The organism is Trichocoleus sp. DQ-A1 (assembly GCF_039961955.1).
In the GTDB taxonomy this organism is placed as follows: domain Bacteria; phylum Cyanobacteriota; class Cyanobacteriia; order Cyanobacteriales; family FACHB-T130; genus FACHB-T130.
The window spans coordinates 38,982-54,389 of record NZ_JAMPKE010000016.1 but is presented as its reverse complement, the minus strand read 5'-3'; the positions used below and the strand labels follow the sequence as shown (position 1 = coordinate 54,389).

Genomic DNA, 15,408 nt, shown 5'->3' with positions numbered 1-15,408 from the left:
AAGCCGAATTATCTAGGTGCCCGATTCTTAGTCTTGGCGACTCCCTGCTCATTTTTGTCTTGAACAATACTTGGGTTGCCCACGTCACCAGGTTGATCGTTATCAAATCTTTGGCGGACAATCACATCGGCAGTTTCGGGAATATTTTCTCCCAGCTTTTTGATGTTCTTCAAGCCAGTATTGCCGATTCCATCTCTGTCTCCAACATGGTCTTCAGCCATGTCAATCGCTTTTTTGATCTGAGCGTTGCTGGTCTTATTAAAATCTAAATTGTCAGCAATCAGGGTTTGAGCTTGTGCTTGGAACGATGTGCTGTAGGTAAAAGTCGGAATTACTAAAAATGCGATCGCTGCTAGAACAACACTAGCCAAACGCAAACAAATTTTTTGCAAACGATTAATTCCTTGATTCATTTCAATCTCCGTTGTTTATTTTTGGTTTGAGGAAAACCTATTCTTCAGTTTTCTCTCTACTTAATTAAGAATCCCATGAAATAAAATTCTTAACTTCTTCCAGAAGGTTGACCTTCTGTTGTTGCAATTTCACCTGCTTCCATAATCATTTTGAAACGGCGCAAATCATCGCCAACTTGCTGTTCTGGTTCTTCGCCGAAAAGTTTAGCGATCGCAGCACCGACAGCACCACCCGGCGGGTTATATTCAATGACGACTTTTACTTCCGTACCCCGATTCGCAGGCGCAGGTGAAAAGCGCACAAACCCTGCATTCTCAACGTCTGCTCCTTCCGTCGAAGCCCAAGCGATTAACTCGTTTTCTTTCTCGTTGATAATATCTGCATCCCATTCCACACTTGCACCCATTGGCGCATTGGCAACCCAGTGCGATCGCCGCTCGTTGACGACCGTTACTGATTTCAAATGCTTCATGAAATTAGGCAAGTTTTCAAAATTATGCCAAAAGCGATAAAGTTCATCTGCTGGTTTATTGATCGTGACGGTCTTTTCAACTTTGATGCTTTGGTTCATCCCTGCTTTTTCCTGTATGGTGTCTTGGATACCTTTTTCTGCGGTCGCACTGTGATAAATTAGACCACCACCCGCGATCGCCATTAACGCTCCCCGAAGAGATCGTTGCTTTAAACCCATCAGTACAAGTGCGCCGCCGCCGAGTAACGATCCCCAACGCTCCTTATCGCCGACATTGCTGGGTTCATTCTGACCGCTGGGGACGATATCTTTGGATGTCATGTTCTGTTTTCCTCAAACGGTAATTGATGATTTGCTGAGTAATATTAATTTCTTACGCGCTTAACTAATCGTTTGGACTTGTTTGTGTTCTAGCCCTTCTCTGGCATGATCTAGACGCAGTTCTCCTTGCGGTTCAGCACGCAACGATTCTGGCGTCTGCTCGCCGATGGCTCCTTTCGCCACTGTGATGCCACCATCTGCCAGCCACAATGCCCCCGTGACGTAACTCGCTTCATCCGAAGCAATAAAGGCATAGACGTTTGCCATTTCCTCTGGCGTGCCGCGTCGAGCCATTGGAGTTGCATTAATCAGCATTTTCTCCATCTGAGCATCCATCGACCCGGTTTCTTTGTGTGTCCAAGCGGTATCAATGGCACCAGGACAGACACAGTTAGCGCGAACACCGTATTGAGCTTGCTCAACCGCCACACCTTTCATAAAGGAATGCATCCAGCCTTTAGTACCCCCGTAGGGGGTGTTTCGCGCCAGTCCGTTAAAGCCAGCCTCAGACCCGGCAGAGACAATGTTTCCGCGTGTTTTTTGGAGGTGCGGTAGAGCGTACTTGGTCATCAGGAAGGCGGAACGGATGTTCATCCGGATCGTCTGGTCAAAAACATCAATGGGGTAGTCTTGAGTCTCCGCCGTTACTAAAAAGACACCCGCATTATTCACCAAAATGTCCAGACGCCCGTAATAGTCAATAGCGGCTTGAACACAAGCTTTGGCGTGGGATTCTTCCGAGATATCCCCCGCGTAAGCGATCGCTTCTGCACCATAGTGCTGAATTGCTTGTGCGACTTCATCCAGCGGATCGCTAGGGAGTCCATTGACAACGACTTTGGCACCTTCTTTGGCGAATTTGTGCGCGATCGCTTCGCCGATTCCAGTCCCTGCACCCGTGATAATGGCAACTTTGCCTTCCAGTTTTCTACTCATGCTCATTCCGGACATCTCCTTAAGAAACGTTTTGAGTGTTGAAGCGATTAGCAATTAAATAAGGTGAGCAATGCCCACCTTACTTGGCACTCAAAACTTACATCTTGACGGAAACACCAGTCGTCGGCTTCGCAGGCTTGACTTCCTGACCTGCCATCCGAGATTTATAAAGTGCCGCCAAACACTGTTCGTACTTCGACAAATCCACTTCAATCTCGGTGAGAATGGCGGTAGTAATCGGATCGGTAAATTTCATCCGCAAGTTGTTAATATCGACAACGCCGGTTTGCAAGTCGCCCATGCTGCGACGCAAAAGATCGGTGTCGTCACTGCCTTGCAGAGACGCTTTGAACTTGGCATATTTATCAGCAGCTTGTGCCGGAATCGAGGGGCTTTCTCCCAGGGCATTGAGCCGTTCTTCCAGCATTTGAATGTGATGCTGCTTATTTTTGATCATGTCTTGCAGCATCGAGGTCAATTCTGCATCTGTGCTTTTCTCGGCATACTGCCCAAACGCTTCTTGCGAATAACGTTCGCCAGCCAGCGCCGTATTCAAACCTTTGGCAATATCGCCCTTGGTGGAACCGCCCCAAGAATCCGCCAGTTTCCACCATTCAGCGGTGATATCGCTTTCATGCGGTAAAGCCGCTTCTTTGCCACCGTAACCGAGACGGCTGAGAATTGCGGTGGTAAAAATTGCCAAATCACCCGGTTGACGCGAGGTGATCAGGTTGCCGTCAACCACGACCGGCTCATCCACATAATGGGCACCGGCATTGATAATGTCTGTGCGGATAGAGAAGAAGCCCGTTGCTTGCTTACCTCTAAGCAAATCAGCTTCAATCAGAACTTGTGGTCCGTGGCAAACGGCAGCCACCAATTTCCCATGCTCGAATGCGTCTTTTACAAAGTTGACGGTGTTGGGGTTCGTCCGCATCATATCCGGAGCGATGCCGCCGGGGATAATGACTGCATCGAAATCGAGAGCCACGGCTTCTGTCGTGGTGCCATCCGGTTTCTGGGACAATTTGCCTTGTTTACCGACATAATTCTCGTTCATCCGAGAACCGAGGACAACGACCTCCATTCCCGCCATCTGCAAGGCTTTATAAGGGACTTGAAATTCAGAATCTTCAACCCCATTTTCGATCAGGATGGCAACTCGCTTCTTGCTGCCGTTATTATTTTGCTGTGTCATGGAATCTCCTTATTTTATGAAAATTTTGCAAGGAAAAAAATTTTGAGCGATCGCGAGAAAAAGTAAAATTCCTTTGGAGTTTTACCTTTAAAATTCTTACGAACTGGGAACTTCACTCAATGAGGTTCCGGTAAGAAATAGCTCTGCGTCATCTTCTGAAAAATTAGCGCGGACATCTGCAAACTCACCAGGCGTTACGGCTTTTTGCAGCACTGCGAACACCGCTCGAACATGAGTTGCAGCATCGCTGGGATCGGTTCCCTCTTTTTCGCTGACGCGCTGGTAAAACTCTTGCAGCGAGAAAAATTGACCGTTTTCGCCCTCTCGCCCACGCAGACACTCTTGTAGTTCTGCTGGCAGTTGTGAAGCTAGGTCTTTTGCCTCGTCTCCAACGATGCGTTCTTTCAGTGTTTCCAGCGTGGCACGAGTGGCACGTTCTGCTTCCTGACGGTGGCTCAGTTGGGCAACGCTTTGAACCTGTTTAATGAACTGCTCGTATTTCACTATTGACCTCTTAAATCTTTCCAACTTTCACGCTTCGCTCTCTTAATGACTTGCCAAAGCGTTGAATCTTTCTAAAAAAAGTACGCTCCTTACTCCATGAAGTTCGCGCCGTAATTGCACGATATTTTAATTTGCACGTTTTTTACTCGTGCAAACTAGGGAATTCGTGGCTGCTTCAACCACGAATTCTCTCAAGAATTTAAAGGGGGAAATAAGTCTGAGCTAGCTTTTGCGATCGCTATCTAGCAACTGCCCCCTGCGGAGCAATCCGCTTGGCAAGCAATTCTTTCGCCCGTTCGGCGCGTTGAGATTCTTCTTCTTCTAGTTGCTGGAAGAACTCTACGAGTTCATCATCCCCAGCTTCCTCAGCATCCTGAATATAAATTTCGTAGGTACTGGCACCCTCTAGGGCATGGTATAGCACGCTGATCAGGTTGTAGTGTTCGTCTGCGGTTCCCGTGATGATCTCATCGTCATGATTGCCGTGATGCGTCATTTTCCCCTCCTTTTGCTTTCCCTAACAACTCAGCGCTAGAGTCTAAGTCTTGACTTTAAGCCTATGTATTCCCTCTAACGGTCTGCTTCGCTCCTAGGTGATATATCTATTTGTTTTTAATTCGCTCCAAAGTCATAGGTTTACTTACCAGTAAATCGCTATGCTGAAATTTAATCACCGTAATTTTTGCGGGGTGCGGACAATTTTAAATTGCGAATAGCGAGTCGTTATTTGCTTAAATGAGCGCACCCCTTTATTATTATTTGAGATTCTTATTTGAGTTTGAGAATTTAGATAATTTTATCAGTTGGGTCTTTCGCCGAGAAGGCAGTATGAATCAGGCACAGTCCTATGACCGAGCAACCCGATACACAAGCTCAATAGACTGCGAACAAAGATTTACCGTAGGAAATTACCGTATTTTCAGGCACTAGTGTCCACCTAGAACCTGCATTCCGCATTCGGCGATTGTCGCCGAATGCGGAATGAGATCGGGCATAATAAATCACCCAACTAACCCAGTACTGACTTAACCCGGTACTGACTGGGGGCAATGTGGATGCCGCTTAAAGTGTAGATTCAGTCAGTGATAAAGCGGTGGCTGGAATCGCTGCCATCTGGATCGGGACTTAAGAGAAGATTGTAAAACAGAAGATTTTAGAACAGCGCCACGGTCGTCGTTAGAAATTAGACCAATGTTTTTTAAAGATTATCTGGCGCGTAGAGATTAATCTGTTCCGACCACCTCAGGTAGAAACTCAGACTAAATAGCACTGAAGTTTGTATATTGCATCACACCGGAGAAATACGTCATTAGGTATATTAGAGAGAAGTTAAGATTCGTGTACGGTAAGAAACCGAGGCTTAATATTCGCTACTAATTACTTCTGAGAGCTGCAACTGCAATGGCAAGCCAGCAAGGCAAGGTAGGCAAGAAGTTTCACACTATCGAGCGGCACGGGGAAGCGGGAGGGTTATGCGATCGCATCCTCGCAACCATGCCTGTGGGTCTTGTGATTGTGGATGCTCGTACCCCCACTCCTTCTATAGCCTATTGCAATCCGGCTTTTGAGAAGATAACGGGCTATGCTTCAGCAGAAGTCATCGGACGCAACTGCTTTTTTTTGCAAGGAATCGATACTGACCAGGATGCGATTGAGCAAATTCACCAAGCCTTCCAGTTAGGGCAAGAGTGCCAGGTAGTGTTAAAGAATTATCGCAAAGATGGCACGCCTTTTTGGAATGAGCTAATTGTTGCTCCTGTCTGGGACGCCACTGGCGAACTGACTCAGTTTCTGGTTTTTCATACAGATATTACCGAGCGCCAGCTCGCTGAACAACAGTCACAAGCGGCGTTACAACAAAGCGAAACCAGGCTGGGGCTTGCTCTGAATGCTGCCAGTATGGGAGTTTGGGAGTGGGAGAGGCAGACGGGTCAGCTAACCTGGTCGGCAAATGCGGAATCTTTATTAGGTTTCCCACCTGGTTCCTTTGGTAGCACTTATGGAGCTTATTTAAAGTGTATTCATCTGGAGGACTGCGATCGCTTCCGTCACGCGATCGCGCAGATTGTACAGGCATCCAGGACAGAAAACTTGGCAGGTCGTCTCTTTAGCCTCGAACATCGTCTCCTTTGCCCGGATGGTGCAGTTCGGTGGGTTGCCGTTACGGGTACCCTATTTTGCGACCCAACCAATACACCGGCACGGGTTACTGGGACGGTGATGGATATTACAGGTCGCAAACAGGTAGAAACAGCCTTATGGAAGCAAGCGACTGGAGAACGGCTGCTCAGAAACATGAATCAGCGCATCCGCCAGTCTCTGAACCTGGAAGAAGTCCTGAAAACGGCTGTATCGCAAGTCCGGCAATTTCTCAACACCGACCGGGTAACGATCTACCGCTTCGATTCAGATGGGCGTGGAGTTGGGGTTGTAGAATCGGTCGGCACGGGTTGGACTAAGAGTTTAGGAACTCAGATCCATAGCAGATGTTTTGGGGAAAATCACCTGCCTCTTTACCAACAAGGTGAGGTTCAAGCGATTGAGAATATCGACACGGCGAATCTCAGCCAGTGCCAGATTGATTGGCTAGTGAAGTTTCAGGTAAAAGCCAATCTGGTCGTCCCGATTGTCCAAAACAAGACGGAGGTGAAAGGACTCTTCCTCAACCCTCATACCTCAACCAGCCCTCCTCCCCCATCCACTCCTCAGTCCTCAGTCCTCAGTCCTCAGTCCTCTTCCAACCCTCAGTCCTCACTCCTCAGTCCTCACTCGTCTTCCAACCCTCAATTATGGGGGCTGCTTGTTGCCCAAAACTGCACCGAAACCCGGCAATGGCAGGCATCGGAAGTAGAATTGCTCAAACAGCTTAGCGTGCAGCTAGCGATCGCCATTCAGCAATCGACGCTATTCGAGCAACTGGAAGCCGAACTGGTCGAACGCAAGCAAGCTGAGGAAGCATTACAAAAATCAGAAGCACAATTGAGGAAAAAAACGACCAAACTTAAACAAGCGCTGCATCGGCTGCGGAAAACCCAAACCCAGTTAATCCAAAGCGAAAAAATGTCCAGTTTGGGGCAGTTAGTAGCGGGTGTCGCCCATGAAATTAATAACCCCGTCTCTTTCATTTATGGGAATTTGACCCCGGCTTTGCAGTATGCCCAAGATTTGCTGCATTTGTTAAACCTCTACCAGCAGCACTATCCTCAGCCAGCGGTGGAAATTCAAACAGAAGCCGAGGCAATGGATTGGGAGTTTCTGGTCGAAGATTTCCCAAGGCTATTGGATTCTATGCAAATGGGGGCGGAACGCATCCGCCAGATTGTCCTGAGCTTGCGGAATTTCTCCCGCCATGATGAGAGCCAGAAAAAGCCGGTGGATTTGCATGAAGGCATCGACAGCACCCTGTTGATCTTGCAGCATCGATTGAAGCCACAGGGAGGAAAACCAGGTATTCTGATTATCAAAGAATACGGCAACCTACCCCAGGTGGAATGCTACGCAGGGCAGATAAATCAGGTTTTTATGAATCTGCTGAGCAACGCCATTGATGCTCTGGAACGGGAAAACGTTCAGGCTTCATGGATGATGAATCATGGAGAAGAAAGTAGCGATCGCCAATTCCCGATCGCCAATTCCCCTTTACCGACAATTCGGATTTGCACAACAGCGAACAACCAAAATCAAGTAATTATCCGGATCGCAGATAATGGTTGCGGCATTCCAGAAGCAGTCCAAAAACGAATCTTTGACCCCTTTTTTACGACTAAACCTGTAGGAGAAGGGACTGGGCTGGGGCTGTCCATTAGCTACCAAGTGGTGGTGGAGCGTCACGGAGGTCAACTAAAGTGTCTGTCAACGCCCGGACAAGGGACAGAGTTTGTTCTAGAAATTCCGCTTCAGCAATCTACCGCCTCTGCAACCCCACTCCCGATGGCTCCCTCCCAGGTTGCGTAATCAGTAGTTAGGTATACGCTGATGAGTGGCAGACGATCCCAAGAGGGAAATCTTAAGAAATAATAAAGAATTATCAGGAAATCCTAGCCGGAAAAATATGGAGCCGATGGAGCTGAAACCAATATCCCAGTCCCACAGGATAAGGACGATGCGATGCGAAAGGATCGACACTGCTAGGAACGGTGACGGTTCTAGTCTGGGTATATTGCCACAGCATTGCCTCAGTTCCTTGGGATTAGGTAATGAACAGCTGCTACGCGCCAGTGTTGGAAATGCACCAATTATTTTGTATGCCCTAGATAGCAATGGCATTTTTACGCTTTCTGAAGGCAAGGGACTGGAGGCTCTCGGACTGAAAGCCGGTGAGGTAATCGGGCAGTCGATTTTTGACCTTTATAAAGACCGGCCTGAAATCTTAGCGAATATTCGCAACGTTTTAGCTGGAAAAGAAGTAACCTGGATTGTCCAGATAGGCGATGTGGTGTACGAAAACCGCACCACCCCGCTGCAAAATCAAACAGGTCAAGTGGTTGGTTTAGTGGGTGTGGCGATTAACATTACAGAACGCCAGCGTACAGAGGAAAGGTTACGGCAACTGGCAGCGGCGGTTGAATTTGCGGAAGATGCGATCGCGATTACTTCGACTCACTTAACTTTTCCCGGCCCAGAAATCATCTTTGTCAATCGCGCGTTTACGAGAATGACCGGCTACACCCCAGAGGAAGTCATCGGTGAATCACCGAGGATCTTGCAAGGACCCAAAACCGATCGGACTCTCCTCGACCGACTGCGACAAACTCTGTCCGAAGGGAAAGTATTTTATGGCGAAGCGATTAACTATCGCAAAGATGGCACGGAGTTTTACAACGAGTGGCACATCGAACCCATCAAAAATGAACAAGATGAGACGACTCATTACCTAGCAATTCAACGCGATATCACTCAACGCAAGCAAGTAGAGTCGCAATTATTTCATGCAGCCTATCACGATGCTTTGACAGGCTTGCCCAACCGAGCACTTTTTATGGATCGGTTGCGGCAAACCCTGGAACGGGCGAATCAATGCCAGGACTATTTATTTGCTGTGCTGTTTTTGGATGTCGATCGATTTAAGGTGATTAACGATAGCCTGGGACATCTAGCAGGAGATCAATTGCTGGTAGCGATCGCTAAAATTCTACAGGCATCGGTGCGCCCAGAAGATACGGTGGCACGGTTGAGTGGAGACGAGTTTGCCATCGTCCTAGCAGATTTACCAGACCTGAGCCAAGTCACCCGCATTGCCAATCGATTGCAAAGGCAACTGCGAAAACCATTGCAGATTGAGGGGCAAGAAGTATTCAGCACCGTCAGTATTGGCATTGCTTTGAGTATGCTGGGCTATGACCAGGCAGAAGACATCCTGCGCGATGCCGACATTGCTATGTATCGAGCAAAGGCACTAGGGAGGGCGCGGTATGCGGTGTTTAACAAGACCATGCACCACCAAGCAGTTGCCCGATTGCAGATGGAAACGGATCTGCGACACGTTCTGGAACGCCAGGAGTTACGGCTGCACTATCAGCCGATAGTATCGCTGGCAACAGGTCAAATTTCTGGCTTCGAGGCGCTGGTGCGCTGGCAGCATCCCACACGCGGTTTAGTTTCCCCAGCGGAGTTTATCCCCGTGGCGGAAGAAACGGGACTGATTCTGCCGATGGGTGAGTGGGTGCTGCGCGAGGCTTGCAGTCAGTTGCAACGCTGGCATTCGGCATTTCCAAACTACCGGGGACTGACAATGAGCGTCAATTTGTCGGGCAGGCAGTTTTTGCAGCCCGATTTAATTGAAAAGATCGACCAGATTTTGTACAAAACCGAGTGCGATCCCTACAGTTTAAAGCTGGAGATTACCGAAAGCGCGATCGCAGACAATGAAGATGCGATCGCGATGCTGGAATATTTGAGAGTTTTGGGTGTTGAGCTATCGATTGATGACTTCGGCACCGGCTATTCTTCTTTAAGCCGGTTGTATCATTTTCCGATTAATACCTTGAAGATTGACCGTTCTTTTGTTAGCCGCATGGGCATCGGTGGCGAAAGTTTACCCATTGTCCGAGCGATTGTGACGCTGGCTAATAATTTGGGAATGGATGTCACCGCCGAAGGCATCGAAACGATTCAACAGATGAAACAACTCCAGACGATGGGATGCGAATCCGGACAAGGATATTTGTTTTCTAAGCCAGTCGATAGCATGGCAGCTGAAACATTAATCGCCGCATCGTCGTGCTACAACCTCAGCCCAATCTGAGCGAATTCTCTTCAAATTTTGCAGGTAGAACGGATTAGTTTATGGTGAATACCTAATGTAAATCAGGATTGAATTCCATCGCAAAGATGGCGATCGCTTTCCTCCACATCTGCATTCGTCTGCAAATAATCCCGCACCCAATCGCATCCATACTGGAGGAAATCGAGCTGGAAAATTCGCTCTAAATTCCACAAAATTGCAGTTCTATCCTGACTTGCTGAGGCGATTAACGTCCCATCAGGACTAAAGGTAACTCCAAACACCCCATCACTATGTCCCTTTAAGGTTTCAAGCTCTTTACCGTCGTAGCTCCAAAGTTTGACAGTGCCGTCGAAACTGGCTGAGGCGATCATCTTGCCATCAGGGCTAAATGCTACCCCGAACACCCCATTTTTGTGCCCCTTCAAGGCTCTGATTTCCGTACCGTCCCGCCGCCAAAGTCTCACCATGCTATCCATCCCTGCTGAAGCGAGGGTCTTTCCATCAGGGCTAAATGCCACTCCAGCTACCTGACGGCGATGGCTTTTTAACGTGGAAAGAAGCCTGTAGCTGGGCTTTCCAGATGTGGCATTATCCCACTGCCAAAGTTTGACTGTACCATCCACGCTAGCTGAGGCAATGAGCTGTCCGTCAGGGCTAAAGGCAACTCCGTTAATGTGGTCGGTATGCCCTTTGAGAGTTGCCAATTCAGTGCCGTCAAGCCTCCAAACTTTGACGGTTCTGTCCTCACCCGCCGAGGCGAGTGACTGTCCATCTGGATGGAAATCAACGGCGAAGACTCTGCCTTGATGTCCGGTGAAAGTGTGGATTAAGGTTCCATCCAGTCGCCACAACCGAACAGTGCTGTCATAACCACCTGTAGCAATGGTGGCGACCTTTGGGCTGAAATCGACTCCGAAAACTTTATCGGCTTGTTTGGGGAAAGTGCGAATTAAGCTACCATCAAGCCGCCAAAGTTTAACGGTCTGATCGCGACTGGCGGTGGCAATTGTCTTACCATCAGGACTAAATTTTATGGTGTAAATTGATGCTTGATGTCCGTTAAGAGTCTGGCTAAAACTGTCATCAAGCTTCCAGAGCGCGATCGGGCCATCCCAACTGGCTGAGGCGAGGATTTGCCCGTCAGGACTCCACGCCACTCCAGAAACGACATCCTTGGCGGCTGGCAGGGTTTTTACGAGAGTCCCGTCAAGGTTCCAAAGTTTGACTGTTCTATCAAGACTTGCCGAGGCGATTAAACGACCTTGAGGGTTAAAAGCGATTTTGCCTACTGCATCGCTGTGTCCAGTTAGGGTTTGGACTAAAGTTCCATCAAGGTGCCAAAGTTTGACTGTTTTATCCCAACTCGCCGAGGCAATCAGATTTCCGTGAGGGCTAAAGGTAACGTCCCTAACTCTATCCGTATGTCCGGTAAGGGTTCTCAGCAGTTTACCGTCTGTACTCCAGAGTTTGATGGTTTTATCGTGAGAAGCAGATGCAACGATCTGACTGTCAGGGCTAAAGGCAACGCTGGCAACTTCATCCGTATGCCCGGTGAGAGTCAAGAGCAGTTTGCCGTCTGTACTCCAGAGTTTAACTGTTTTATCTTTAGAAGCAGATGCAATGGTCTGACCGTCAGGAGAAATGGCTACGTCTGCAACGTCTTTGGTATGTCCTTTTAAGGTCTGCCACAAGGTATAAATCGGCTTTCCGTCTGGTGAATTTGTCCTGTTTTTGCGCCAAAGTTTAACTGTGTTATCCCCAGAACCAGAAGCAATTAGCTCCCCTTTGGGGCTAAATACGACTCCCCAAACCGTATTGTTGTGACCTTGAAGCGTTCCCAGTTTTGTACCGTCTTTTTTCCAAAGATCGATGCTTTTGTCCGCAGAAGCTGAGGCAATGAGTTCGCCATCAGGGCTGAACGTTACATCATTAACCACATTGTCATGCCCGGATAAGTGGTTATAGTCAACCGCTCCATAAACAGCCTGATGGAGAGCCTCCTTCACTGAGTGCTGAATATCTCCATCTGCAACATTCAACTTGTCTAATCGTCGCTGTGCTGCGATCGCTTGTACGAGTGCATCTAACTTTTGATTTGAAGCGAATAGTGCTTCGGAAGATTTAGCGATCGCTTTGATCTCGCTTACAGCCGTTTGCCGATACTGAACATAAACTGCTAGCCCCAATACACAGGCTAAAATTAATACAATACTTACGACAAAAAGCAAAAACCTTTGTCGCCTAGAACTTTTTTTCTCTAGTGCTAATCTTTTTTGTTCCTCCGCCAGTCGCGCTTCAACTTCTTTCAGCCGTTCTGCTTCTAGAGTTTGCTGCATCTCCAACCTATCCAATTCGCCAGAAGCGGCTAAAAATTGATAGTCCAAATCGCTCAAGCTTTTACCTTGTGCCCATATTTGAGCGTCTTTCAGCGCTTGTCCGCGCAACAGCCGCGATGCATCCTTTTGTTTTGAAACAATCCAAGCATCAAAAAGTTGAGAGTAAGGGCGCAGTTCCTTTAATTGCTTGTCTACCCATTCGAGATTAAATACTTCTTCATAGATTCGATTTTTTATCTTTAAATAAACCTGATGTTTTACCACTAATCCTGATAACAACAGTTCTATTTGCTCTCGGCTGTCATCGGTTGGTACTTCCACACCTTGTAGGATTTGCTGGTACATTCCCAAAAATCTGCCAGCGCGTTCCTCGTTGCGAAGGATGCGATCGCGTATTGTCTTTAAATGCTCTGGTTCATCTTGGCTTTCCCATTTGTGAATGATGCGTGTCTTCACCAGGTTTTCTACCCAAAACGCCTCATTTCCTGGAGGAATAGTCAGAACGCTGTTCATCGTCTCAGACTCGCTCAATCGCGTGTCAACAAGATTCCCTACCAAGTTACACAACTTTTGAGTGAGAAAAGGTTGCCCTCCACTCCAGGCTAATATTTCTTTTAAAACGGTTTGTGAGTTTCCTTCTTTTACCTCTAATCCTTTCACTAATGGCTGAGCTTCGTGCAGTCGAATGCCAGTTAGTTCTATCGCTTTCCCAATATTAAAGGGGGTTCGGTTTCTATCAACAATGAGATCGCTTGGGGTTGCTACACCAAAAATTGCAAAAGTAATCCGTCTGTATTCTGGATTGATGGCTCGTTGGTTGTAGCAGAACCGAATCCAGGCAAAGAAGTCATCGACCGGAAAATCCAAACTTAAAATGCTATCAACTTCATCAATAAAGATAAATAGTCTTTCATTCGGAAATTGAACCAATAACAAATCGGCAAGAAATCGGCTCAACCTTTGGAGTAGGGAGATATCTTCTTGCTCTCGCCACCAAGCTTTCAAATTAAGTTTTTCTAACAAGTTAAAACCCGACCACAGATCGGCAACAATTCCCTTGTACCACTGAGTCGGCGTAATATTTTCACTGCCGATATTAGTCATATCCACAGCAGTGCATTTAAACCCTTCTTGTTGCAAGCGATGGCGAGTTCTCACCAGCAGAGAGGATTTGCCCATTTGTCGGGAGTTGAGAACGTAGCAAAACTCACCCTGTTTTAATGCTTCATAGAGTTGGGAGTCTGCAATTCGTTGTACATAGCTGGGAGCTTCGCTGGTTAGACTACCACCGACTTGGTATTTCATCGCTCAGTATTCTTGGAGTGGCATTGGCATTCTTTTTTCTCTCCTAGCTGCGAGCGAAAATAGAGACGATATAGCTGGCAGCTGGGACTTGCCCGATTTCCATCCATTTGAATCAATCCCATACTTTCTAACTTATAGGCAGCGATCGCTTCTAATTGTACGCTCTCATCAGCAGTAACAACTTGTTGCAAAGCAGATGCTAACTGTGGTTCATCTTGGAGCATTACCAAATGACTCCGTAGATGGTCGCTATAAATCCCAGCGGGTGTAGGAGCCACTTGCAATAACTCCTTTAATGTCATCGCTCCTCGGCGCAGGTGATAAAGCGCTACGCTTACCAAATAGGGATGTCCGCCCACCATTGCCATTAGTAGAGATGCGTAATCGTTGCGGCAGGAAGTATCATTTTGGGCCTCTATACTATCGCTCCAATCAAGTCCATAGCGCTGTGCAAAATCCTGCACTTGTTCGCTTGAAAACTGTGGCAACCTAATGGATATGCCAACATTGAATGGGGACTGATTCAGCTTTAGCGGAATATAAATCTCCGTACTATGAACAACCAAAAGTCTGAGCTTTTGCCAAACTTCTACTGTCCGTGCTTGTTCGTGCCAAAATCGCAGCATCGGGAGAAAATCTAAGGCGATTTTGGGATGTTCAAAAACCCGATTAACTTCATTCAAAGCCAACACCAGAGGACTGTTAACTTGCTTGAACAGATAACCCTCAAAATAGATTTTGCAGCTAACTTTACTGCCCATATCCTCATCCCAAAACTCATCTATTAGGGGATTCAAATTCAACTGTCTGCTGACATTGGCACAGAACCAGCGTAGGAATTTATCGAGGGAGGCAAAAACTGCTTCGTCGGCTTCCTGAAAATCTAAAGAGACCGTTTTGTAACCAACATCTGTAGCGCGAGCCAGAATCCGGATAAGTAGCGAACTTTTCCCCATCTGCTTGGGTGCTTTAATGCGGAGCAGACATCCAGGTTGGGTAATCTCAGTGCAGGCGAGTTCTTCAATCGGGGGACGATTGATGTAGAGAGGAGAATCTAGCGGTACAGGACCCCCAGGAAATTTTTGCTCGGTTTCTGTTTCTGAAGCTATAAAATTAGCTTCTACTCCTGTGTCTGTTTGCGCTTCTTGCGCTCTATTTTGCTGTTCACCTGTCCGGTTTTGCTGGTGCAGGTTAACGAGTAAATGCAAATTTTTTTTCGTCACTCTCTGGTTGAGTGCTGCTGAGAGAGCCTGCCACAAGAGGGAGCCAACTTCTTTGAGGTAGGGGATACTGTAAGCAGAATCCCGTGCCATTTCACGATAATCGTCTCCTAACCAAGAGCGATGCAGGATTAATCGCTCAACAGGACTGAGTTGCCGAAAAAGCAGAACTTTTTCTACGGCTTCCAGAACTTCATCTACATTCATGCGATGACATCATTTGACGTAGAATCACATCTAGCAAGTTGTCTACAGAATTTTCAGTTCCTAAAACCAAAAAATTCTATCTTAATATTCTTACTTTTTATCGATAAAAATAGATAATTTTTGTACTATTTATTTGTCAAATAAAGGGAAAACAGGCTAGTTTTCGGAACTGCCTTCGCTGTATTTTCCTGTAGTCAAGAGGTTAGTACAGGAATTAGGGGGTCTCTACTTAAGAATCAGATGGCAACCCAAACAACCACGGCAAAAGC

General features: G+C 47.2%; 10 protein-coding genes. 2 read left to right on the top strand and 8 right to left on the bottom strand.

All coding sequences use genetic code 11. The features are described 5' to 3' along the window. Positions 1-8: 8 nt before the first annotated feature. The 6 genes from NDI33_RS16430 to NDI33_RS16405 form a co-directional block, all read right to left on the bottom strand. Positions 9-413, bottom strand: a complete 405-nt coding sequence (locus tag NDI33_RS16430) for a hypothetical protein (protein WP_190672689.1) — start codon at positions 411-413, stop codon at positions 9-11. Between the two features lie 89 nt (positions 414-502). Further along, positions 503-1,207 (bottom strand): SRPBCC family protein, encoded by a 705-nt coding sequence (locus NDI33_RS16425; protein ID WP_190413068.1) that lies wholly within the window; start codon positions 1,205-1,207, stop codon positions 503-505. A 60-nt stretch (positions 1,208-1,267) separates the two neighbouring features. Then, entirely contained in the window at positions 1,268-2,143 is an 876-nt protein-coding gene (locus NDI33_RS16420; protein ID WP_190672769.1) for an SDR family oxidoreductase, read from the bottom strand. A 97-nt stretch (positions 2,144-2,240) separates the two neighbouring features. Further along, positions 2,241-3,341 (bottom strand): DJ-1/PfpI/YhbO family deglycase/protease, encoded by a 1,101-nt coding sequence (locus NDI33_RS16415; protein ID WP_190413066.1) that lies wholly within the window; start codon positions 3,339-3,341, stop codon positions 2,241-2,243. Positions 3,342-3,437: 96 nt separating this feature from the next. Next, positions 3,438-3,845 (bottom strand): DUF2267 domain-containing protein, encoded by a 408-nt coding sequence (locus NDI33_RS16410; protein ID WP_190413065.1) that lies wholly within the window; start codon positions 3,843-3,845, stop codon positions 3,438-3,440. A gap of 238 nt (positions 3,846-4,083) precedes the next feature. Beyond that, complete coding sequence (locus NDI33_RS16405) at positions 4,084-4,341, bottom strand: hypothetical protein (protein ID WP_190425293.1); 258 nt, start codon at positions 4,339-4,341, stop codon at positions 4,084-4,086. 905 nt (positions 4,342-5,246) lie between these two features. Here NDI33_RS16405 and NDI33_RS16400 point away from each other — a divergent pair. After that, positions 5,247-7,799 (top strand): PAS domain S-box protein, encoded by a 2,553-nt coding sequence (locus tag NDI33_RS16400; RefSeq protein WP_190672686.1) that lies wholly within the window; start codon positions 5,247-5,249, stop codon positions 7,797-7,799. Between the two features lie 148 nt (positions 7,800-7,947). Further along, the gene (locus tag NDI33_RS16395) at positions 7,948-10,089 is read left to right on the top strand and encodes an EAL domain-containing protein (RefSeq protein ID WP_190672683.1); all 2,142 of its coding nucleotides are present in this window, start codon (positions 7,948-7,950) and stop codon (positions 10,087-10,089) included. Positions 10,090-10,151: 62 nt separating this feature from the next. Here the strand turns inward: NDI33_RS16395 and NDI33_RS16390 are convergent, their stop codons facing one another. After that, the gene (locus NDI33_RS16390) at positions 10,152-13,712 is read right to left on the bottom strand and encodes an AAA-like domain-containing protein (protein WP_190672680.1); all 3,561 of its coding nucleotides are present in this window, start codon (positions 13,710-13,712) and stop codon (positions 10,152-10,154) included. Further along, positions 13,709-15,139, bottom strand: coding sequence for an AAA-like domain-containing protein (locus NDI33_RS16385; protein WP_190672677.1), 1,431 nt, complete (start codon positions 15,137-15,139; stop codon positions 13,709-13,711). Before NDI33_RS16385 ends, NDI33_RS16390 begins: the two co-directional genes overlap by 4 nt. Positions 15,140-15,408: the final 269 nt, after the last annotated feature.